This is a genomic window from Sinorhizobium sp. GQ132, assembly GCF_059758575.1.
The window spans coordinates 125645-145818 of record NZ_JCAXDX010000007.1 but is presented as its reverse complement, the minus strand read 5'-3'; the positions used below and the strand labels follow the sequence as shown (position 1 = coordinate 145818).

Below are 20174 nucleotides of genomic sequence, written 5' to 3'. Positions count from 1 at the left end.
ACTCCCATTTACGTTAGTTGCGAAGCGTAGCGGCAACCTGGCGCGCACCCTGAATGCCCAATTGTGCCGGTCGCGCAGGCGCTCACGGCCTTCCGGGAAAAAGGTTGCAGGGCGCGCCAGGCGGCAGGTTTCATCGGCACCTTGCGATGATGATTGTCCCGTCGGGCTGTCTGTATCTGCAGTTGCCACGGTTGTAGGACGGAGTCGTTGCAGTTCCGACCGCGGCCCCGACCAGAGCTCCGCCAGCCGCACCGGCGACGGTGCTCGTTGTGTTCCCTCCAATCAACTGGCCCGCCACCGCGCCTGTTCCGGCGCCGATCAGAGCTCCGCCCAGGCCGCGTTGGTTCTGTTCGGTGGCGCACCCACCGGCAAGCGCGGCCACAACCGCAAGCGTGAGAGGGAGTACCGTCCTTCGGGCCATGGCATTTCTCCTTTTGCGAGAGCGCCAATCTCGGGAAAATCGGGCTTAGAGATCAGACGATTTTCAGGGCAGGGCTAGAGGCGCTCCGGGCCAGCGACCGCCGATCTTGGTCAGTAATCCACCGCATCACGGATAATTGGGCAGGTCATGCAATGGCCACCGCCGCGTCCGCGACCGAGTTCGGCGCCCGTGATGGTGATCACTTCAATGCCGGCTTTGCGTAGAAGCGTATTGGTGTAGGTGTTCCGGTCGTAGGCCAGCACCACGCCGGGCGAGAGGCAGACGAGATTTGCGCCGCTGTCCCATTGCGTCCGTTCGCGCACATAGGCGTTCCCGCCGGTCTCGACCACGCGCATTTCCTTCAGACCCAGGGCGTCCCGCACCGTTTCGACAAACGAGCCACGATCCCTGTGGAGCTCCAGGGAGCCCGGCTTCTCACCCGGTCTGTAGGAGAATGCCTCGATTTCGTTGACAATGTCGGGGTAGGTAAGCACGCAGTCGCGGTCGGCGAAGGTGAAGACCGTATCCAGGTGCATAGCCGCACGTAACTTTGGCATTGCGGCGACGATCACGCGCTGCGCAGCGCCTTTTTCGAACAGGGTTGCGGCGAGCTGGCTGATCGCCTGCCGCGACGTTCGCTCGCTCATGCCGATCAACACGTTACCTTTGCCGATCGGCATGACGTCGCCGCCTTCGAGTGTGGCAAGCCCCCAGTCCAGGGTCGGGTCGCCCCACCAGACATTGACCTTGCCGGCGAAATCCGGATGGAACTTATAGATCGCAGTGGCGAGAATAGTCTCTTCGTGACGCGCCGGCCAGTAGAGCGGGTTGAGGGTCACTCCGCCGTAGATCCAGCAGGTGGTATCACGCGTATAGAGCGTGTTGGGCAGCGGGGGCAGGAGATACTCTGCGACTCCAGCAGCGTCCCGGATCAAATCCAACATTTCACCGCCAATAGTCTCGGGGAATTCATGGGTCGACAGTCCGCCTATCAGGGTTTCCGCAAGCTCCCGGTCGGGCAGCCCTTCGAGGTAGCTGCGGATCTCGTCAACGAGCTCAAGCCCGACCTGGTTGGGCACGACCTGGTTATCGAGTATCCACTTCCTGGCTTCGGGAAGTGCCACGGTCTGGGCCAGCAGGTTGTGCATCTCGACAACCTCGACGCCACGGTCTCGCATCTTGGTCATGAAGTCGAAATGGTCGCGCCGGGCGTTGTCGACCCAGAGGACGTCGTCAAACAGGAGGGCGTCACAATTGCTCGGCGTGAGCCGTTGATGAGCACGCCCCGGCGCGCAGACCATGACCTTGCGTAACTGGCCGACCTCGGAATGCACGCCGAAAGTATGCTGGGTCGAGCTTTCAGAAGACATGGCAAATCTCCTTTTCAGATCGTCAGGTAGCCGGTGGACAATCCGATGATCGCGGCGATGCAGCCGATGACTGCAGTCGCGAAAATCAGCCAGTCGATGGATGTGTTGAAAACCCGCTTGCCCCGCTCCCGTCTTGCCCAGAAATAAAGGATCGTGCCAGGGGCATACAGAAGAGCCGACAGCAGGACGAACTTGATGCCGCCGGCGACAATCATGAAAAATGTGTAGACGGCGGCGATGCTGGCGATGATCAGGTCGCGGGTGCGTTCACGCGGCCGGACCTCGTAAGTCTCGGCGCGTTGAGCCAGCATGAACCCGAAGGCAGCCACGAACATGTAGGGGATCAGTGACATTGCGCTCGTCAAGTTCAGCATCAGCGCGAACGCATCCCGCGACCAGTAGGTGCTGATCACGAACACTTGGACGATGATGTTGGTAAGCCACAGCGCCGCTGCGGGCACCTTGTTTTGATTCTCGGTGCCGAAAAGACGGGGCATGTCGTCCGTGCGCGCGGCCACGTAGAGCACTTCCGCGCACACCAACGACCAGGCGAGATAGGCGCCAAGCACCGAGACGATCACCCCGATGCTGATGAAAACCGCACCCCAGGGGCCGACGACGGCAGCAAGCACTCCGGCCATCGAAGGCTGGCTCATGGCGGCGATCTCGGGGCGCGTCAGGGCCGCATAGGGCAGCAGCGTGACCAGTACCATCAGCGCGCTGACGCCGATGAAGCCCATAATCGTGGCCGTTCCGATATCGGAGCGCGTCTGAGCATAGCGCGAATAGTTGCTCGCCCCTTCGATGCCGATGAAGACGAAGACCGTCGCCAGCATTGTCGCCTGGATTTGTTGGAGGAGGGTTGCCTCCGGCATCCCCTCGCCACCCCAGAAGTTGAGCCGGAACAGGTCGAGCTTGAAGAAAAAGAACAGGATGATGATGAAGGCAATAATAGGAATGACCTTCGCGACGGTCACGACGGTGTTGATAAACGCCGCCTGCTGGATGCCTCTCAAGATCATGAAGTGGAAGAGCCAGATACCGATCGAAGCGACCAGAATTGCGACGACAGTATTGCCGTCACCGAAGACCGGGAAAAAATTGCCAAGCGTGGACTTGATCAGCACCCAGTACGACACGTTGCCGATGCAACTGCCGATCCAGTAGCCGAAGGCGGATAGGAAGCCGGGATAGTCGCCAAAACCTTCTTTGGCATAGGCGAAAACGCCGGCGTCAAGATCGGGCTTGCGTTCCGCCAGCGACTGGAAGACGCGCGCCAGCATGTACATGCCGCCCCCTGCAATGCACCAGGCGATGATTGCGCCGAACGGCCCTGTTGCGACGCCGAATGTTCGCGGGAGCGAGAAGATGCCTGCGCCGACCATGGAACCGACGACCATGCCAGTCAGAGCAAACAGGGAAAGCTTCTGCGCCATCGCATTACTCCCGGATTCGCCGGTGAAGAGGCGTCTGCGGAGGTGCGGACGCGCGAACAACTCTGGAGATCGCTTGTCTGACAGGTGAAATTACGGATATTGCATGCGGCGTGGATTTTTGGAGATGCTATCTGCTTCTGGCGCCGCTTTATAGCGTATTTGAATTAATCACAATGTTAACGTGTAATACTCAAAATTGCAAGAGCGAACCGCTTTGCTGATGAAATCCTTACGCAAGGACGTGAGATCTACATCGCCGCGCGTGACTTTCATACGGGTAAAGAACACTTCAACGTTTTGCATTACTTCATCTTTCTCAATCTATATAGTGATGCGGCCGGTCAGCAGACCGTAGATGCCGACAAGGCATCCGGCCACTGCAGCTATGAAGACGAGCCATTCCCGAGGGCCGAACACCGGCTTCTTCTGTTCTCGCCTTGTGTAGACGAACAGGATCGTTCCAAGCGCGTAGAGAATGGCGGAAAGCAGCAGGAACTTCAGGCCGCCGGCATAGATCATAAATGCCGTGTAGACGGTGGCGGCACCCGCGAAGATCAGATCGCGGAGCCGCTCTTTAGGTCTGATGTCATAGGTCTCGCCGCGCTTGGCGACAAGGAAGCCATAGGCTGCCACCAGCAGGTATGGAACCAGAACCATTGCGCTCGTCAGATCTACCATCAATCGAAACGCATCTTCCGAAAACAGGGTGCTAATGAGGAAGAGCTGGATCACTCCATTGCTCAGCCAAAGAGCCGCCGCCGGAACCTTGTTGCTGTTCTCCCTGGCGAGTACGCTCGGCATGTCTCCGTTTTTGGCGGCGCAGAAGAGCACTTCGACGCAGATCAGCGACCATGCGAGATACGCTCCGAGCACGGAAACGATCAAACCGGCACTGACAAAGACGGAGCCCCATGGCCCGACGACGGATTCCAGAACGGAAGCCATCGAGGGTTGGCGCATTCCCGCGATTTCGGGTCGTTCCAGGACTCCGTAGGGCAGCAGCGTTACGAGCACCATCAGTCCCAACACGACTACGAACCCAAGTGTCGTGGCCACGCCCACATCGGAGCGCTCGCGCGCGTAGCGCGAATAGACGCTGGCGCCCTCTACGCCGATGAACACAAATACGGTGACCAGCATGGTCGCACGAATCTGCTCGAAAAGGCTCGCCTCGGGCATGTCCGCGCCGCCCCAAAAGTTGGTGCGAAAGAGGTCGGTCTCGAACGCACCGAGCAGGATGACTATGAAGATCAGAATGGGCCCGATCTTTGCCACGGTGACGACAGTGTTGATGGCCGCGGCCTCTCTGATCCCTTGCAAGATCATGAAGTGGAAGCCCCACAGCGCGACAGAGGAGACAAGCACGGCCGCGATCGTGTTGCCGTCTCCGAAGATGGGGAAGAAGGCGCCGAGGGTGGCCTTGATCAACACCCAGTACGACACATCGGCGATGCAGCCGACCAGCCAATAGCCGAGAGCCGAAAGGAAGCCGGCATAGTCGCCGAAGCCGGCGCTCGCATACGCGTAGACGCCTGCGTCGAGGTCCGACTTGCGTTCCGCGAGCACCCGGAACACGTGAGCCAGAGTGAAGATGCCCGCACCTGCGATGCACCAGGCCACGATCGCTCCGAACGGACCGGTCGCACTGCCGAAGGTGCGCGGCAGTGAAAATATGCCCGCTCCCACCATGGAACCGACGACGAGCGCGGACAGCGAAGCGAGCGAAAGTTTCTGAGCAGTGCTGGTCATGCGGCCTCCGAGTGCGTCACGGTTGCCTGATTAAAAGCACGTACTGATGAGCTGCCCCTACGTGATAGGGCGAAACGTTGTACCTCTTGCTTCAAAACTTCAAGCTGTAAATTCCTAGGGGACCAGGATTTAGTTGTGATAATCTGCGTCTGTCGCCAGCACCCCAATGACCCCAGTGGACTAGCGGCTCGTCAGTTCCGGTCCCTTCGCGGCGGTGGATCGGCGTTGTCTCCTTTTGGCGCCTTCACAAAACGAATGATGTCGTCGACCATGCGGGCGTCCCACAGATCGTTATGGCCGGCGTCGTAGATGAGCATCTGCTTGGGCTCGGGAGCGATTTGATACAGAGCATCGCCCGAAGACAATGGGATGATGGTGTCATGCCGGCCGTGGATAAACAGCTTCGGTTGCCTCACCTCTGCGATTTTCAGATCTGAGCGGAAGGGATCCTTGGTGAGGAGCGCAACCGGAAAGAACGGATAGTAGGTCTGGGCGAGCGAGAGGACCGACAGGTAGGCAGACACGAGGATGACCGCGACTGCCGGCCGTTGCCCAGCCGTATTGACCGCCACACCGCTTCCCAGCGACTGGCCCAGCACGACGATCTCGTTTCCCGAACGTTCCGCAAGCCAGTCGAAGGCGGCAATGCCATCAATCAATAAGCCATGCTCGTTCGGTGTCCCGGTTGATCCCGGATAGCCGCGATAGGAAAGCGCGAGCAGGCCGATGCCGCGTGCGGCAAGAGCCTGGGCGAAGAAGCCATAATTGCTGACCCGGTCAGCATTTCCGAGGAAGAACAACACCGAAGGCTGGCCGGGCTCGCTCTGGCTATAGAGGCCATGAAGCCTTTCTCCATCGCTCGTTTGGATGTACACGTTCTGCCCCCAGCTCGCTCGCTCGGGCGCCAAAGTTGCGCTTGCACCGGGGAAAAGGAGCGCGCGCTGGGACAGATACGTCACGCCGACAAGCGAGATGTATGCGAAAGCCGCCAATAGCGGCAAGATCAGCAGGAGTTTAGTGGCATTCACAGCTCATGCCCGCTGCTCGTCCGCTCCATTGAGATCGTCGGGTTAGTATGCCCAAATGGGACCCGCCATCACAACGTTCTTGTGTCGCCGGTGAGTCTCGACCCTGCCTACGCCGGCGGCATGCGTCCTGGGGAATGTAAAATTTCCTTCACTCCGACATGGAATAAGCCATTCTTGCGATCAACTGCTGGCCTGAACTGCGGAGGCGTGACATGAGTAAGTCGAAAGACGAGGTAGAACGCATCGATTGGCTCGAAGCGGAACTTGCTGACACAATCGACGAGGATTACGAGCTCGAGCTTTCAGAGCCGGCCTTATCCGAGGAAATACGCAAGATTTACCGTAAAGCGCACCCTCCGGCGCTTCCCCGCATGGACTATTTCCGCGCGCTCCTGGCGTTGCAGGCGGAGCTAATCAAGCTGCAGGACTGGGTCGTCTACCACAAGGAGAAGGTCGTCGTGATCTTCGAGGGACGCGACGCGGCTGGAAAGGGCGGCGTCATCAAGCGCATCACCCAGCGACTCAATCCGCGCATCGTGAGAACGGTGGCGCTGCCGGCGCCGTCCGATCGCGAGAAGACTCAATGGTATTTCCAGCGTTATGTGCCACATCTGCCGGCCGGCGGGGAAATCGTCCTCTTCGACCGCTCCTGGTACAACCGCTGCGGCGTCGAACGCGTCATGGGCTTTGCGACCGAGGAGGAGGTCGAGCAGTTCTTCGACGACGTGCCGGAATTCGAACGCATGCTGGTGCGCTCCGGCGTTCGGCTGGTCAAATACTGGTTCTCGATCACCGACGAGGAACAGCAACTGCGCTTTCTGACGCGCATCCACGACCCGCTGAAACAGTGGAAGCTCTCGCCGATGGACCTGCAATCGCGCGTGCGCTGGGAAGCCTATACCAAGGCCAAGGAAGAGACCTTCGCCCGCACCAACATTCGCGAAGCGCCATGGCACATCGTCGAGGCCAACGACAAGAAGCGGGCGCGCCTCAACTGCATCGACCATCTCTTGAAGCAAATCCCTTATGAGGATGTGCCGCACGAGGATATCACCTTGCCGGAGCGCATTTTCAATCCCAACTACGAGCGGAAGGTCCTGCCTCCGGAGCTTTATGTTCCCGCGAAATACTGACATCTCGGATACAAAGGCGCGAAAACATCCGGCGAGTCGGCACGGCGGGGATGGTCGCAAACCCGGCGTGGGGAAATTCACCGCAAATTGCTCTTCGGAAACAGAACGCGATCGGGTTCTGCGTTCATTCGCGCCAGCATTTCCTTGATCAGGCGTGTTTTGGTGCGCCCCGCTTCCTTCGGCGGCACGAGATAACGCACGATGGCCTCGAGCCAGGTGTTTTCGCTGACGCGAAAATGAACGACGGGATGCTCCTTCACCTCGAGTTCGTCCACCGGCGTATTCGAGAGGATGTGCTTATAGATCTTCACCTTCTGGCTCATGATGTCGCCGACCTGCTCTTCCACGACCTCTCTCATGGTCAGCGCCACGAACTCGAGATCGCTTTCATAGGCGAGCTGGAACTTGATTTCGTTCCAGACGTAGGGAAACAGCGGCCAGGAATAGTTGAAGACCGGCGTCTCGAACACGGTGGAGTTCGGAAACTTGATGATGCGTCCGCTCGGATGATCGGTCCAGAGGTACTCGCCGCCGAATTCCCACAGCGTCGTATCGAGATAGCTGACATCGATGACATCGCCATGGGCATCGCCGATGCGAATTCGGTCGCCAACGCGATATGGCGCCCTGGCCAGGATATAAATCCAGGCGATGAAACTGGAGATCGGCATTTGCAGCGCAAAGCCGAGAATGAGTGAAATCAGGCCGAGCGAAACGACCGCGGCGTACCAGTTTACGAATAAGACCGAAATCGCCACGAAGACGATGGCGACCACGACGACCAATCGAAAAATACGTTTCAGGTTGAAACGCGAGACACGGTTGGGAATTCGGCCAATGAGAAAGACTTCAATGAGGTTCGCAACGGTCAGCATAATAAAAATGAGAAGGCCGCCCTTGACGTAGTTCATCAGGCGAAGGCGTAAGGGCGCGTCAAACCAATCCAAGCGCCAATTGATCAGGACTTGGACGCCAAAAAGCAGCAAGGCGGCGGCCGCGAAGCCAACAGTCCACCAGACGTCTTCTTTGCGAAGGCTGAAGCGAAATTTTTCCTCGGGCCTTTTCGCCTTCTGTTGCATGGTTTTTGGATCAGCGGTCTGTTGCGCGACCCGTTCGAGCCGGGAAAGGTTCTCCTGTTCCTTGTCGCGTCGTTCCATGGGTTCACCCCGGCGTCGCCATCCCCGTCCACACGGTCAAAGGCAGCGAGCAACCCATTATATCATCGTTGAACGCCGAAGTGGGCACCATCCATGTTCAGCACTGGCCGAGGTGTTGGCTGCAGTCCGCAATCACACGCAAGCTGCCATCCAAGGCGGCAAGGCTGGAGCTATTCGCAGGCCGATCCCGAACGTTGGAAATGACCCGCGTTCTCTGTGGACCGGGCGTTAACTGAGTTATCGTGACAGAGGGAGGCTGACCATGGCCATGTATCTCACGCGCTTCAGCTACACGCCCGAGACGTGGGCGCGAATGATCGAAAACCCGGAAGATCGCCGTGAGGCGGCACGTTCGTATATCGAATCCGTCGGCGGAAAGCTCCATGGGTTCTGGTACGCCTTTGGCGAGCATGACGGTTGGAATCTGTGGGAGGCGCCCGATAACGTATCGATGGCCGCCGTCGCCCTTGCCATCGGCGCAGGAGGCGCGCTCAGCTCTATCGAAACCACTGTCCTCCTCAGCGTCGAGGATACGATGGAAGCCCTTGGAAAGGCAAAGTCGATTGGTTATCGTCCCCCTGGAGCCTAGGCGTGGTGCACTCTTCCCACCCATATTGAAGGTGAGTGGCGCTTCGTGACTTCTCCGTTCGCCGTCCGAGTTCTCGTTGAAGTGCCGCCAGTTCCACGGCGTTGATGCACGGAAGTGCCTGACAGGAGATGGCATGAAAGAGGCCACGCCCAGCATTGAGAGAACGGATTTCTGAGATGCAGATGATCTTGGGACAGTCACGCCTTGCGCCGTTTGGCCTACCTTACTTGGGTTTTCGCGAACTCATGGAAGGAGAGCAAAGCGTGACTGCACCTTATGATTATCACATTGGCGTAGATTACCACAAAAGCTACAGCCACCTTGTCGTGCAAGATTCCACCGGCAAGACACTACGATCCGGGCGAGTGAAGAACGATCGTCAGTCGCTCGGGTCGTTTCTCGAGCGCTATCGGGAGAACAGCCATGCGGTGGTGGAAGCCACCCGCAACTGGATGGTGATGTACGACTGGCTCGATGACATCTGTGACGATGTCGTGCTGGCGCATCCGCTGAAAGTGAAGGCGATCGCCGATGCGAAGATCAAGACGGACAAGGTCGATGCGACGGTGCTGGCGCATCTTCTTCGGGCCGATCTCGTGCCCGAGGCATGGGCTCCTGGAGACAAGGCGCGAGAGCTTCGCGTCGCCCTTCGCGAACGGATGTTCTACGTGCGGCTACGCACGATGACAAAGAACCGGATCGTTACGGTGTTTGATCGTTATCCGGAGCAGACGGCACAGTTGAAGAAGCTGGGCGACCTGTTCGGCAAGGCCGGGCGTCAGCAACTCGCCGCGCTCAATGTGTCGGAGATCGACCGCATCCAGATCAACCGGGGGCTGGAGTTCATCGGCGACATCGACGGGCGGATCAAACAGTCGGAAGAGACGATCCGCGCGATGACGAAGACCAACAGCAATGTGAAGCTGCTGAAGACAATCCCCGGCATTGGTGAGTTCTTCGCCCGGCTTATCGACGCCGAGATCGACGACATCTCCCGCTTCCGCAACCCGAAGAAGCTGGCCGCCTATGCCGGGCTTGTGCCCTCGACCTATTCCTCCGGCGGCAAGACCTACCACGGCAAGATCATCAAGCAAGGCAACAAGTGGCTGCGCTGGGCCTTTGTCGAGGCAGTCACACCGGCCGTGGTCACGGACCCGCAGCTTCAAGCCCAGTTCGAGCATTTGAAGTTCAGAGGAGCAAACAAAGCGCGCGTTGCCATCGCGCGAAGCTTTTGACGATCGCCTTCCAGATTCTGCGCGACCAGCGCCCCTACGAGCGGCGCGGCGCAAATGGAGAGGAAGGCGCATCGTCGACAATATCCCGGCTGTCCTGATGACGGTCTAGCGAGCCCGGCAGGACTGGGCTGCGCTCTTACAGGAGAATGGGAAGCCGGGAGCCGAACGCCACTCTGTGACCGAAGCCGAAAAGCAGACCGGCGTTAGGGTCACGAATTGGAGAATGGTTCAGCACCACAGGATGGAAAAGCCCGTCCTGCGAACGGAGAAGATTTACCCGGTCGGCAGAAGTGCCGGTCAAAACGCAATCGAACCCAGGGAAAGCCGCGCAGAACAAGCGTTTTGCCCCTTGAGTTCTTTCATTGGAGATCGCCATGTGCTCCATGCTGAAAAGCATCGGCCTAGCTGTTTTGCTTTTGTTGTACACACTGACTGCCAACGCTGCTTCGCTCGTCATTTCTCCGACCTCGGTCGAGCGTGTTGCACCGGATCGAGCGGCGGTTTTGCATCTTAGAAACCAGGTGAGCCGCCCGGTCGACATCGAGGTGCGGGTACTTCGTTGGAGTAAGGAAGGCGGAGTAGAGCAACTGAAGCCGACCAACGATGTCGTTGCAAGCCCGCCATCAGCACGGCTGCCGCCGCACGGCAACCGCATCGTCAGTGTGGTACGCGTCAGCAAGGAGCCGCTACGCTTGGAGGAGAGCTACCGGGTGTTGATTGACGAGTTGCCCGATCCAAAGGGGAGTAGGTCGGGTGTCGAAAGCGTGGCCGTGCAACACGTTCTGCCAGTCCTTTTCCGCACTCCGGAAGCTTCGGCGTCGGAAGTTGATTGGAGTCTGGCACGCTCCCGCGGCTGGCTCATGCTCGTGGTTGAAAATAATGGGGCCAGGAGGCTGAGGCTGTCTGATGTGAAGCTGATGCAGGGCGGGGAAGTCATCGCCCGACGTGACGGGTTTGTCGGATATGTGCTGCCGGGCCTGACGAGGCAATGGCGAGTCGGCACGGAGGACAGTTATTCGGGCGGCCTTGTGACACTTTCAGCGAAAAGCAACGGCAGCGCGATCGATGCACAGCTTGGCGTCAGCGCTCGCTAGGAACTTGATCCGAGCTTGTTCATCTCGATCCGCGGCAGCGGTCAAGGACGAGCCGCGAGGCTCACGGTAACCGGTCTGGGCTGAGGATGAACTGCGGAAAAGCAGTTCTGAAACCACGTCCGAAGTGCTGCTATGTCATTGCGCTGTTCCAGCCCCAGGGCGCAGGCAAAATGATAGGCGTCGCCGGCAAGTGTTTGCGAGAATGGGGCTTCCAGCAAACCAGCAGCAAGTGCATCGGCGACAAGGACCCGACTGGCGATGACCACGCCCTGGCCGGCAATGGCCGCCTGGACGGCCAGCATGCTATCGGGAAATTGGGGGCCGGCACTGGTATCGAGACCGGCGATGCCGGTCTGTTCACACCAGCGATTCCAATCGGGGTTCGGCGTCGGGCGGCGTCGCCCGTCGATGTGGATCAGTGTGACGCGCCGCAGGTCCTCAAGTTGCGACAGACCGAGTCCTGGGCTGCAAACCGGCGTCATCACATCGCTGCAAAGTTGCGTGCTGGCTGCGCCGGCGAATGGACCACGCCCGTAACGTATCGCGGTTTCGATGCCCCCGGCGCGCAAGTCCTCGATCGTGTTCGACGTGTGCAGCCGCAGGTCGATCGTCGGAAGGGCTTGGCGCAGCGCATCCATTCGCGGCACCAGCCAGTGACTAAGAAATGCTGTCGTCGACGTCAGGGTGATTGTTGTCGGCGCCGTCACGGCCAGCAGTCGTGTGACGGCCCGTTCGATTTCGCCAAAACCCGAGGCCGTCGCCTCGTAAAGCGCCTTACCCTGTGGCGTCAGCGTCACGGCTCTGGGCGTCCGGTCCAGTACGCGCAGGCCCATATAAGCTTCGAGCTGTTTGACCTGATGGCTGATTGCCGTAGGCGTGACCAAAAGCTCTTCGGCTGCGGCTTTGAAGCTTGCGCGGCGCGCGGCGGCTTCAAAGGCGCGAAGTGCGGACAAGGGAGGCAGGCGCAAACGTTGCATGCTGAATCCAGTTCATCTTAGAGCTGAGGATTTCGATTTTTATCCTTCAATAAGAAAAAGCTACAGTGATGAACGCTACGTTACACTAAATTTTGCTCATTCAAGTCGGGGTACATAATGGTTGAATTGGTCGCAGGTCTCATCGACGTATTTGCGGATGTGCCGCTGTCGGGCAATCCGCTGGCCGTGGTACAGGACGCCGACGACCTGACCGATGACCAGATGCGACGGATCGCAGGCGAATTCAATCAAGCCGAGGCCACATTCCTCATGCGGAGCACACGGGCGGACTGGAAGTTGCGATCGTTCACTGCGAGCGGTGCAGAGGTGTTCGGTGCGGGTCACAATGCCCTCGGGGCGTGGCTCTGGCTCGGGGAGAATGGCGATCTCGGTTCGCTGACCGCGGCCCGAACCTTTCAGCAGGAGATCGGCAGAGATGTTCTGCCGATCGAGCTCGAGTCGGTCGGCGGTCGCATCCAGGGCCGCATGCGCCAAATGCCTTTGAGCCTGTCGGACCCGCTCGATGACGTCGCACCTCTGGCTGACGCTCTCGGCCTGGATCCCAGAGACATTTTGCCCGACCCGCCTCCACGTCCGGCCGATACCGGAGCCACGCACCTTATGGTGCGCGTCCTGAATGCGGATTCCGTAGACAGAGCGCGGCCGACCGCCGACAAATTGCTCGCCGTTCTCGAGAAGACGCCTGCGGAGGGCTGCTATATCTATGCACTCGATGCCGATGCGCCGGATACGGCTTACGCTCGGTTTTTCAACCCCTCCGTTGGTCTCTGGGAGGATGCTGCGACGGGAACCGCGGCTGGCCCCCTGGCGGCCTATCTTGCCGCGACGGGAAACCTTACGAACGACGAACTGGTCATCGAGCAGGGCACCAAAATGGGCCGCAGGAGCATTCTGCGCATCCGGCTTGCTCCCGTGCCGGAACTCTCCGGCGCTGGGGTCGTCGTGGTCAAAGGAGTGATCCGACTTTAGGGCACTTCCAGGAAAGGTGTGCAGCGGTTTCCCGCACACGGCGTAGCGTCATCGACAGAGCGCCTCCGTGTTTCAATGAAACACGGAGGCGCTCTGAACCTGCCTGAAGTCTGCCGTCAAAGCACGGATACGTTTTCCGCCTTCGACTTTCCGGTCTTGCGATCTTGACCGACCTCGTAGCTGACCTTGTCACCCTCTTTCAGCGAACCGCCGTGCTGCAAGGCAGACACGTGAACGAAGACGTCCGTTCCGCCATCCTCAGGCGTGATGAAGCCAAATCCCTTGTCGTCGTTGAAAAATTTAACAGTACCTGTAGGCATGATAGTCCCTCCTTGCTCGCGCACTTTTGGCTCGCGTGCCGAACCTACAGCGCGAATGCTTTCCGATCAACGTCAGCAGCCGTTCTGATCGTTTTCACGTGTGATTACTTCAGTGACAAAGGACGACGGCCTCGTTCAAACCGAGTTTGAATTTTTGAAAACCTGCTTTGGGATCGAAGCCGGTCGAATTTGATACTTGTCAACGGCTGCGATTCGGGGAAATCTCCGCCGGCTTTCCGGAGGACGACCATGGCCGAGACTAGTCACACGCCTGAGCCGGCAAGCCGCCGTGAGTGGATTGGCCTCTGCGTCCTGTCGATCGCATGTCTGATCTATTCGATGGACCTGTCGGTGCTGTTCCTCGCGGTGCCGGCGATCGTCGCGGACCTCGATCCTTCCGCATCGCAACTGCTCTGGATAAACGACATCTATGGCTTCATGGTCGCGGGCTTTCTCGTGACCATGGGAACGCTGGGAGATCGAATCGGGCGGCGACGGGTATTGCTGATGGGCGCTTTTGCTTTCGGCGTCGCATCGGCCTTCGCGGCTTTTGCAAACACGCCGGAGCAACTCATTCTGGCAAGGGCTCTGCTTGGCATCGCGGGTGCGACGATCGCGCCCTCCACTCTGTCGCTGATCGTCAATCTCTTCAAAAACGAGGCGGAGCGAAACAGGGCGATCAGCATCTGGGGCACGGCCTTTGCGCTGGGCGGCCTCGTTGGCCCCCTCATCGGCGGAATTCTGCTACAGTATTTCCACTGGGGATCGGTTTTTCTGATCAACATACCAGTCATGCTCTTGCTTCTGGCCGTCGCCCCGTTTCTGCTGCCGGAATACAGGAACAATGATGCCGGCCGACTGGATCTTTTGAGTGTCGTGCTTTCGCTCGCGACGGTTCTGCCGATCATCTACGGCTTCAAGCATATGGCTGCCGACGGTTTCCAGCTTGCCCAAGTCGTCTATATCGGACTGGGGCTTCTGGTCGGCATCCTGTTTGTGAGGCGTCAGCGACGCCTCAGCGACCCATTGGTCGACCTCGCGCTCTTCCGGGTGCCAGCCTTTACGGCCTCGCTGATGGTAAACCTCGCCGGTGTCTTCTTCGTTTTCGGCGTCTTCCTGTTTCAGAACCTCTTCCTGCAGCTTGTGCTCGGTCTGTCGCCGTTGAAGGCTGCGCTCTGGTCCGCGCCGTCGGCCTTCGTCTTCGCAGTCATGTCTTTTCAGGCCTACCGTTTCACCAACCGCTTCGGACCCGTCAGAACCGTGCTCGGCGGGCTTTTGATCAACGCGGCGGGAGCTGCCGCTATGGCTGTCGCCGCCTACGCCGAGAGCTTGATCGGGATCCTTGGCTCCAGCATGATCATCGGCTTCGGCTTCGTTCCTGTCGTCCTGACCACGACCGGCCTGATCGTGGGAACTGCACCGCCCGAACGGGCAGGCTCGGCTTCGGCCATATCGGAAACGAGCGCAGAATTTGGAGGCGCGTTGGGAATCGCGGTGCTCGGCAGCTTGGCGACCCTGGTCTATCGTATGGCGATGAACCGCGCCGACCTGAGCAGCCTCGATCCCGTGCAAGCCGAGGCCGTTTCTGCTACCCTTGCCGGCGCAGTCGAGACAGCTCGGTCGATGCCGGGTTCAACGTCAGCCGTCTGGCTCGAGACTGCGAAAAGCGGCTTCTCACTTGGTTTCTCCATATGTTGCGTCGTCGCAACGGTGACGCTCCTTCTTCTCGCGATCGTCGCCCGGCGGGTATATGCCAGCGCACACATCGATGAGAGCACATTGGCCTCTCATTAGGTCACGATGATTTAGGAATGGCGAGGATGCGGTCTCGCCCAAACCTTTTGGCCTCGGCGGCGTTTATCCTCCTCAATCGAAGGAGGCATCAATGAAATCCGAAACCGGGCAGAAACAGCGCGACATCCAGAAGCAGGTTGAAGAGGCCGACAAGAAGGAAAAACCGAAGGCCTCAGGAGCGATGCAGGCGGGCGCTCGCCGTTATCCGGAGCCGCCATTTCCCAAGGTGCATCAGGACAAGCCGGGCTCAGAGGCTGATCTTCCCGTTGCGCCAATGTATGATGCCCCGTTTTACAAGGGTTCAGACAAGCTGAAGGACAAGGTGGCGCTGATCACGGGGGGCGACTCCGGCATCGGTCGGTCGGTGGCGGTCCTCTTTGCCCGTGAAGGGGCGGACGTCGCCATCGTGCATCTCGACGAATCTCAGGACGCAGACGAAACAAAGGCTGCTGTGGAAAAGGAGGGACGAAAGTGCCTTGTGATCAAAGGCGACGTCAAGGATGCGAGCTTCTGCCGAAAGGCAGTGGAAAAAACGGTCATGCAGCTTGGACGCCTCGACATCCTCGTCAACAATGCCGCCTTCCAGGTCCACACGCGTGACATCGAGGACCTGACCGACGAGCACTTCGACGAAACGCTGAAGACGAACCTCTACGGCTACTTCTACATGGCGAAGGCCGCTATTCCGCATTTGAAGAACGGCTCGGCGATCATCAACACCGGGTCCGTCACGGGCCTTACCGGCTCGAAGGAGCTGCTGGACTACTCCATGACCAAGGGTGGAATTCATGCCTTCACCCGTGCTCTTTCGGGACATCTCGTGCCCAAAGGTATCCGCGTGAACGCCGTCGCCCCCGGCCCGGTCTGGACGCCTCTCAATCCATCGGACAAAGAGGCTGAAGATGTGGAGAAGTTCGGCTCCCAAACGCCGATGAAGCGTGCGGCGCAGCCAGAGGAAATTGCTCCGGCCTACGTCTTTCTCGCCTCTCCGCAAATGTCGAGCTACATCACCGGCGAGATTCTTCCGATCGTCGGCGGTTACTGATCTCGTCCTGTAGTTTCAGCGCTGCGGCGGTCACTGCCAAATCGCTTCTATACGCTGCCGTATTGACGTGGCCGCGGCGGCATAGTATACGCCACCGTATACCGAACATGGATCAGCACGATGAGAACGGATGCAGGAGTCAATCGCCCTCAAGATGGGCGCGCCGGCCGTAATGCACTTCTCATGGCATCCGCAGTTAATGCAGTTGCCGCCATTTACCACATCATTGGCGGGACGCCCGAGGTGATGTACCCCGTCTACTCGGCCAATCTGCCACCCGCCTCCGCCGGCGTGCTCGACGTCTTGTGGTACCAGATGGCGGCGCTGATAGCGGGCGGTGCCGTGGCCACATTGGTGGCGGCATTCCGTAGCGACTGGCGCTGGCCGGTAGCCTGGATAATCGGAGGCCATTTCCTGGTGGTCTCGGGTATTTGCCTGTTCTTCACCTTTGTCTGGTTCGGGAACCCATGGGGCCTTATTCAATGGGCGATCTTCGGCCCGGTAGGCCTCATCCTATTTTGGGCGGCCGCCCGGCCGGCGGAAAGCGGAGCCGGGGCTCCAACCCTTTGAAACGACGCACTTCCGGACGGAAAACCGTTACACACTTCCTGGAAGTGCCCTAGCGTCGGCAGACGGGACGAAGCGTGAGGCGCGTCGAATGGCAGATAGACGAGATGGTCCAACAAAGGCCGATTGGGTCGCAGCCGGATTATCTGCTCTGACAGCCGGAGGCATTGAGGCGGTCAGGGTGGAACGTTTGGCCGTGATTCTTGGCGTGAGCAAAGGCCCGTTCTACTGGCGCTTCAAGAATAGAGGTGAGCTTCTCCAGGCGATCATAGAGTTTTGGAAGCGTGACTTCACCGCCAATCTAATCGAACAGACAAGTCACTTCGATACACCGCGTGAACGCTTGGAGGCGTTGGCAGAACTCGCCGTCGTATCGACGTCTGGTGCTTTGGACGTCGCGAAAACAGAGTGCGCGCTTCGGGCGTGGGCGGCACGGGACCCCTTGCCGAGGGCGGCAGTGCGGGAGGTGGACGCGATGCGCACAAAACATCTCACGGAGGAGTTCAAACTTCTTGGTGCGCCGCACCCACTGGCGGAACAACTTGCAAAAGCCATCTACCTGGCACTCTTGGGGCTTTATACGGTTCGCCAATACACGCCAGAGCTCGCCGACGAGCAATCATATCTGACCGGCGTGAGGATCGCGCTCGACGCTGCACAGACACAGTCTCATTCGACCGACGTCAGCGCGGCGGAAAAACAGGCTTGAGCCAAACATCTAAACACAATTTTCCTCCTCTGACCGCCAAGTCGCCTTCTGGTCGTCGACCGAGATAGGTCAGACAGTTGCGGGCCGGCCCGACATGGTGATCCGAGATCAAAGGTCTACGGGCCACGCCCTTGTCTCTTCCAGCGGGTAGCCCGTCTCAAGAAGAGATTTGACGCTGGCGAAGAGATGAGGCCATCCGTTTGACATAGCAGCGATAGCAACGGAGTTTTCCACTTCGGATTCTTGGATGACCGTCAGCTTTACCGACGTGCCGATCTCTTCGAGGACGTAGCTAACCTTGGAATGCCCCTCCTGGCGGAGCTCCTCATGAAGTTCGTCGCGCCAGGAAATCACAAGCTTGTTCGGCCGATCCGCCTCAAGGACCTCTCCCGAATCTGCTGTCCGCCCATCCGGAGCAACCAGCCGCCAAGGAGAGCCCCGCGACCAGTCGCTTTCTTGCCAAGTGCCCGCCCAATACTGACTGGTAACCTCGCTGGCAGTAAGGGCTTGCCAAAGAACGTCGGGGCTGCAGCGGATGTAGGTGGAGTATGTGAAACGTTCCTTCATGGTCCGGTTCCTTTCGGTGGTATTCAGCGAGAGCCGGAAGTCGTCACGCCTCAGAACCGAGCGCCCTTTCCATTTCACGCTGAGCTTCGGCGTGAAGGGCCCAAAAATCAGGGATGCTTATTCCAGCGAGCCGTTTCTCAAGAACTGCAAGATGCGCGTGCCAGCCGCCACCGAAGTCGAGCGCGTCCTCAGAGCCACGAAGGCCGGTGTGGGTCAGGACTAGGCGCGTTGTTCCGCTGTCTATCTCGGTCAGCTCGAACGTGACTTCCCCCGCCTTGCCGTCCTCCCATGTGAAGGCCAGGAGACGAGGTGGTTCATAGCGAATAATGCGCTCCTGCCAACGATGGCCGACATATGGCTTGTACCGGTCCGGCGTAGGAACGACCTCGTCCGAGAGATGGTCGTGATCCATCGTCAGCCCGAAGGCGCCGCCAACCTGCAGGTCCGTTGGACCCGACATGAACCAGCGCGCGCGCAGGTCTGGATCAACGAGGTACTGCCAAACGGTAGCAGCAGGTGCCGCCAGGACTCGTTCAAAGCGAAGCATGTCGGGCGAGATCTTGTCTGCAGTCATTGATTCTTCTCCTCCTTCAGGGCCTGTTCAAGCGCGTCCAAGCGAACGTTCCAGAACCGCTCCCACTGGGCGAGCCAGTCGTTCGCCTCTTTCAGATTTCCGGCGTTTAGTCGGCACATATTCTGGCGACCAACCTTGCGCCGTTCGATGAGGCCGGCCCGCGTCAAGATCGCGACATGTTTTGCGGCGCCGGCGAGCGTCATCTGGTAGGGCCGGGCGAGTTCGCTGATAGGCTTCTCACCAGATGCCAAAGCGGCAAGCATTCCCCTCCGTGTGGGATCCGCAAGGGCAGCGAACGTCAGAGTCAGCTTTTCGTCAACCATATGGTTTAGTATTGCTGAAATGGAATAATGTCAACCGATTGGTTGAGTATCACAGATTCGTATCTTCGCGGAAAACAGTTGCTTCGACATGAAAGACCGTTCGACGGTCTGCCGCAGGCGGCACCGATAGTCGGCCGATAATCTCGAGGAAAACCGTTACCGGGTATCGTTCTAAGGCACCTGGGACCCCGTCACGGCGACGTAAAGGGAATAAAGCGAGCGGGTTGCCGCAATGAACAGGCGGTTGCGCCTTGGACCGCCGAATGTGAGATTGGCGACCGTCTGCGGAACCAGGATCTTGCCGATCAGCTTGCCGGCAGGATCGAAACAGTGCACTCCATCTCCGGCGCTCGACCATACGTTTCCGTTCGCGTCCGTCCGGATGCCGTCCGGGATTCCTTTGTCGATGGCACAGAAGACGCGTCCGTTCGCGAGCCGTCCGCCGTTGGTCACGTCGAAGGCGCGTATGTGCCGAGGGAGGCGGTCATCGTGACTTGCCGATGAATCCGCCACGTAGAGGGTCTTTTCGTCGGGCGAGAAGGCGAGGCCGTTCGGCTGGATGAAGTCCGTCACGACTGCGGAAAGCTCGCCGGTCTCCGGATCGAGCCGGTAGACGTTGCGCGTCGGCTGCTCCGGGTCTGCGCGATAGCCTTCGTAGTCGGACATGATGCCGTAGGTGGGATCGGTGAACCAGATCGTGCCGTCCGACTTCACCACCACATCGTTCGGTGAATTGAGCCGCCTGCCTTCGAAACGATCGGCGAGCACGGTAATCGAGCCGTCCACCTCGGTGCGCGTGACGCGGCGCGTGCCGTGCTCGCAGGAGATGAGCCGTCCCTGCCTGTCGCGTGTATGGCCGTTGGTAAAATTGGACGGCTCACGATAGACGGAAACGCCGCCCTCCGGCGTCCATCGCAGAATGCGCTGATTGGGAATGTCGCTCCACAGGAGTTGGTTCGCATCGTTGAACCAGACGGGACCTTCCGCCCAGCGGCAGCCGGAATAGAGCTCGTCGAGACCGGCACTGGTCACGATCATCTGACGGAAGCGCGGGTCGTGGATTTCGTAGATGGAGGCCTCGGTCATGGCAGTCTTT

General features: G+C 59.2%; 20 protein-coding genes and 1 pseudogene. 9 read left to right on the top strand and 12 right to left on the bottom strand.

All coding sequences use genetic code 11. From position 1 onward, the window contains the following. Positions 1 to 130 precede the first annotated feature (130 nt). The 5 genes from AC6CIG_RS19015 to AC6CIG_RS18995 all read right to left on the bottom strand — a co-directional run bounded on the left by AC6CIG_RS19015 (position 131) and on the right by AC6CIG_RS18995 (position 6004). Entirely contained in the window at positions 131 to 421 is a 291-nt protein-coding gene (locus AC6CIG_RS19015; protein ID WP_498323442.1) for a YMGG-like glycine zipper-containing protein, read from the bottom strand. A gap of 110 nt (positions 422 to 531) precedes the next feature. Further along, positions 532 to 1791 (bottom strand): arginine deiminase, encoded by a 1260-nt coding sequence (gene arcA, locus AC6CIG_RS19010; RefSeq protein WP_498323440.1) that lies wholly within the window; start codon positions 1789 to 1791, stop codon positions 532 to 534. A gap of 14 nt (positions 1792 to 1805) precedes the next feature. Beyond that, complete coding sequence (locus AC6CIG_RS19005; RefSeq protein ID WP_498323439.1) at positions 1806 to 3227, bottom strand: basic amino acid/polyamine antiporter; 1422 nt, start codon at positions 3225 to 3227, stop codon at positions 1806 to 1808. Between the two features lie 321 nt (positions 3228 to 3548). Then, complete coding sequence (locus AC6CIG_RS19000) at positions 3549 to 4976, bottom strand: basic amino acid/polyamine antiporter (RefSeq protein WP_498323438.1); 1428 nt, start codon at positions 4974 to 4976, stop codon at positions 3549 to 3551. A gap of 191 nt (positions 4977 to 5167) precedes the next feature. Next, entirely contained in the window at positions 5168 to 6004 is an 837-nt protein-coding gene (locus AC6CIG_RS18995) for an alpha/beta hydrolase (protein ID WP_498323437.1), read from the bottom strand. A 212-nt stretch (positions 6005 to 6216) separates the two neighbouring features. Between AC6CIG_RS18995 and ppk2 the strand changes: the two genes are divergently transcribed. Continuing rightward, complete coding sequence (gene ppk2, locus AC6CIG_RS18990; RefSeq protein ID WP_127710356.1) at positions 6217 to 7137, top strand: polyphosphate kinase 2; 921 nt, start codon at positions 6217 to 6219, stop codon at positions 7135 to 7137. Between the two features lie 77 nt (positions 7138 to 7214). On the opposite strand, the gene AC6CIG_RS18985 is transcribed toward ppk2, so the two are convergent. Beyond that, on the bottom strand, positions 7215 to 8294 hold the full coding sequence (locus AC6CIG_RS18985) for a mechanosensitive ion channel family protein (protein ID WP_498323435.1): 1080 nt from the start codon (positions 8292 to 8294) through the stop codon (positions 7215 to 7217). 262 nt (positions 8295 to 8556) lie between these two features. Here AC6CIG_RS18985 and AC6CIG_RS18980 point away from each other — a divergent pair, with 262 nt between their 5' ends. The 3 genes and pseudogenes from AC6CIG_RS18980 (at position 8557) to AC6CIG_RS18970 (ending at position 11212) form a co-directional block, all read left to right on the top strand. After that, positions 8557 to 8883, top strand: coding sequence for a GYD domain-containing protein (locus tag AC6CIG_RS18980; protein ID WP_180980742.1), 327 nt, complete (start codon positions 8557 to 8559; stop codon positions 8881 to 8883). 263 nt (positions 8884 to 9146) lie between these two features. Further along, positions 9147 to 10216, top strand: a pseudogene (locus AC6CIG_RS18975) (IS110 family RNA-guided transposase). 276 nt (positions 10217 to 10492) lie between these two features. Continuing rightward, a complete protein-coding gene (locus AC6CIG_RS18970) occupies positions 10493 to 11212 on the top strand; it encodes a fimbrial biogenesis chaperone (protein ID WP_498323433.1) in 720 nt (239 codons plus the stop codon). A gap of 41 nt (positions 11213 to 11253) precedes the next feature. Here AC6CIG_RS18970 and AC6CIG_RS18965 read toward each other — a convergent pair whose 3' ends face one another. After that, positions 11254 to 12189, bottom strand: a complete 936-nt coding sequence (locus tag AC6CIG_RS18965) for a LysR substrate-binding domain-containing protein (protein ID WP_498323432.1) — start codon at positions 12187 to 12189, stop codon at positions 11254 to 11256. A gap of 117 nt (positions 12190 to 12306) precedes the next feature. Here AC6CIG_RS18965 and AC6CIG_RS18960 point away from each other — a divergent pair, with 117 nt between their 5' ends. Then, on the top strand, positions 12307 to 13179 hold the full coding sequence (locus AC6CIG_RS18960) for a PhzF family phenazine biosynthesis protein (RefSeq protein WP_498323431.1): 873 nt from the start codon (positions 12307 to 12309) through the stop codon (positions 13177 to 13179). A gap of 116 nt (positions 13180 to 13295) precedes the next feature. On the opposite strand, the gene AC6CIG_RS18955 is transcribed toward AC6CIG_RS18960, so the two are convergent. Further along, positions 13296 to 13499: a cold-shock protein gene (locus AC6CIG_RS18955; protein ID WP_018096455.1), complete on the bottom strand. Its 204-nt coding sequence runs from the start codon at positions 13497 to 13499 to the stop codon at positions 13296 to 13298. 249 nt (positions 13500 to 13748) lie between these two features. Between AC6CIG_RS18955 and AC6CIG_RS18950 the strand changes: the two genes are divergently transcribed. From AC6CIG_RS18950 to AC6CIG_RS18935, 4 genes are all read left to right on the top strand, one after another. After that, on the top strand, positions 13749 to 15293 hold the full coding sequence (locus AC6CIG_RS18950; protein ID WP_498323429.1) for an MFS transporter: 1545 nt from the start codon (positions 13749 to 13751) through the stop codon (positions 15291 to 15293). A gap of 91 nt (positions 15294 to 15384) precedes the next feature. Next, on the top strand, positions 15385 to 16338 hold the full coding sequence (locus AC6CIG_RS18945) for an SDR family oxidoreductase (protein ID WP_018096452.1): 954 nt from the start codon (positions 15385 to 15387) through the stop codon (positions 16336 to 16338). Positions 16339 to 16458: 120 nt separating this feature from the next. Beyond that, positions 16459 to 16908 carry a hypothetical protein gene (locus tag AC6CIG_RS18940; protein WP_498323428.1) on the top strand — a complete coding sequence of 150 codons (450 nt, stop codon included), beginning with the start codon at positions 16459 to 16461 and terminating at the stop codon, positions 16906 to 16908. An 88-nt stretch (positions 16909 to 16996) separates the two neighbouring features. Continuing rightward, positions 16997 to 17614 (top strand): TetR/AcrR family transcriptional regulator, encoded by a 618-nt coding sequence (locus tag AC6CIG_RS18935; RefSeq protein ID WP_498323426.1) that lies wholly within the window; start codon positions 16997 to 16999, stop codon positions 17612 to 17614. Positions 17615 to 17722: 108 nt separating this feature from the next. Here AC6CIG_RS18935 and AC6CIG_RS18930 read toward each other — a convergent pair whose 3' ends face one another. The 4 genes from AC6CIG_RS18930 to AC6CIG_RS18915 all read right to left on the bottom strand — a co-directional run bounded on the left by AC6CIG_RS18930 (position 17723) and on the right by AC6CIG_RS18915 (position 20164). Next, positions 17723 to 18181, bottom strand: a complete 459-nt coding sequence (locus AC6CIG_RS18930) for an SRPBCC family protein (protein ID WP_498323425.1) — start codon at positions 18179 to 18181, stop codon at positions 17723 to 17725. A gap of 43 nt (positions 18182 to 18224) precedes the next feature. Then, entirely contained in the window at positions 18225 to 18755 is a 531-nt protein-coding gene (locus AC6CIG_RS18925) for an SRPBCC family protein (protein WP_498323424.1), read from the bottom strand. After that, positions 18752 to 19078 (bottom strand): ArsR/SmtB family transcription factor, encoded by a 327-nt coding sequence (locus AC6CIG_RS18920; protein ID WP_498323423.1) that lies wholly within the window; start codon positions 19076 to 19078, stop codon positions 18752 to 18754. Before AC6CIG_RS18920 ends, AC6CIG_RS18925 begins: the two co-directional genes overlap by 4 nt. A gap of 171 nt (positions 19079 to 19249) precedes the next feature. Continuing rightward, a complete protein-coding gene (locus AC6CIG_RS18915; protein WP_498323421.1) occupies positions 19250 to 20164 on the bottom strand; it encodes an SMP-30/gluconolactonase/LRE family protein in 915 nt (304 codons plus the stop codon). Positions 20165 to 20174: the final 10 nt, after the last annotated feature.

Bases quoted from the DNA above. Each gene is read 5' to 3' on its own strand.
- AC6CIG_RS19015 (WP_498323442.1), bottom strand. From the start codon at position 421: ATGGCCCGAAGGACGGTACTCCCTCTCACGCTTGCGGTTGTGGCCGCG.
- arcA (WP_498323440.1), bottom strand. From the start codon at position 1,791: ATGTCTTCTGAAAGCTCGACCCAGCATACTTTCGGCGTGCATTCCGAG.
- AC6CIG_RS19005 (WP_498323439.1), bottom strand. From the start codon at position 3,227: ATGGCGCAGAAGCTTTCCCTGTTTGCTCTGACTGGCATGGTCGTCGGT.
- AC6CIG_RS19000 (WP_498323438.1), bottom strand. From the start codon at position 4,976: ATGACCAGCACTGCTCAGAAACTTTCGCTCGCTTCGCTGTCCGCGCTC.
- ppk2 (WP_127710356.1), top strand. From the start codon at position 6,217: ATGAGTAAGTCGAAAGACGAGGTAGAACGCATCGATTGGCTCGAAGCG.
- AC6CIG_RS18985 (WP_498323435.1), bottom strand. From the start codon at position 8,294: ATGGAACGACGCGACAAGGAACAGGAGAACCTTTCCCGGCTCGAACGG.
- AC6CIG_RS18980 (WP_180980742.1), top strand. From the start codon at position 8,557: ATGGCCATGTATCTCACGCGCTTCAGCTACACGCCCGAGACGTGGGCG.
- AC6CIG_RS18970 (WP_498323433.1), top strand. From the start codon at position 10,493: ATGTGCTCCATGCTGAAAAGCATCGGCCTAGCTGTTTTGCTTTTGTTG.
- AC6CIG_RS18965 (WP_498323432.1), bottom strand. From the start codon at position 12,189: ATGCAACGTTTGCGCCTGCCTCCCTTGTCCGCACTTCGCGCCTTTGAA.
- AC6CIG_RS18960 (WP_498323431.1), top strand. From the start codon at position 12,307: ATGGTTGAATTGGTCGCAGGTCTCATCGACGTATTTGCGGATGTGCCG.
- AC6CIG_RS18955 (WP_018096455.1), bottom strand. From the start codon at position 13,499: ATGCCTACAGGTACTGTTAAATTTTTCAACGACGACAAGGGATTTGGC.
- AC6CIG_RS18950 (WP_498323429.1), top strand. From the start codon at position 13,749: ATGGCCGAGACTAGTCACACGCCTGAGCCGGCAAGCCGCCGTGAGTGG.
- AC6CIG_RS18945 (WP_018096452.1), top strand. From the start codon at position 15,385: ATGAAATCCGAAACCGGGCAGAAACAGCGCGACATCCAGAAGCAGGTT.
- AC6CIG_RS18940 (WP_498323428.1), top strand. From the start codon at position 16,459: ATGAGAACGGATGCAGGAGTCAATCGCCCTCAAGATGGGCGCGCCGGC.
- AC6CIG_RS18935 (WP_498323426.1), top strand. From the start codon at position 16,997: ATGGCAGATAGACGAGATGGTCCAACAAAGGCCGATTGGGTCGCAGCC.
- AC6CIG_RS18930 (WP_498323425.1), bottom strand. From the start codon at position 18,181: ATGAAGGAACGTTTCACATACTCCACCTACATCCGCTGCAGCCCCGAC.
- AC6CIG_RS18925 (WP_498323424.1), bottom strand. From the start codon at position 18,755: ATGACTGCAGACAAGATCTCGCCCGACATGCTTCGCTTTGAACGAGTC.
- AC6CIG_RS18920 (WP_498323423.1), bottom strand. From the start codon at position 19,078: ATGGTTGACGAAAAGCTGACTCTGACGTTCGCTGCCCTTGCGGATCCC.
- AC6CIG_RS18915 (WP_498323421.1), bottom strand. From the start codon at position 20,164: ATGACCGAGGCCTCCATCTACGAAATCCACGACCCGCGCTTCCGTCAG.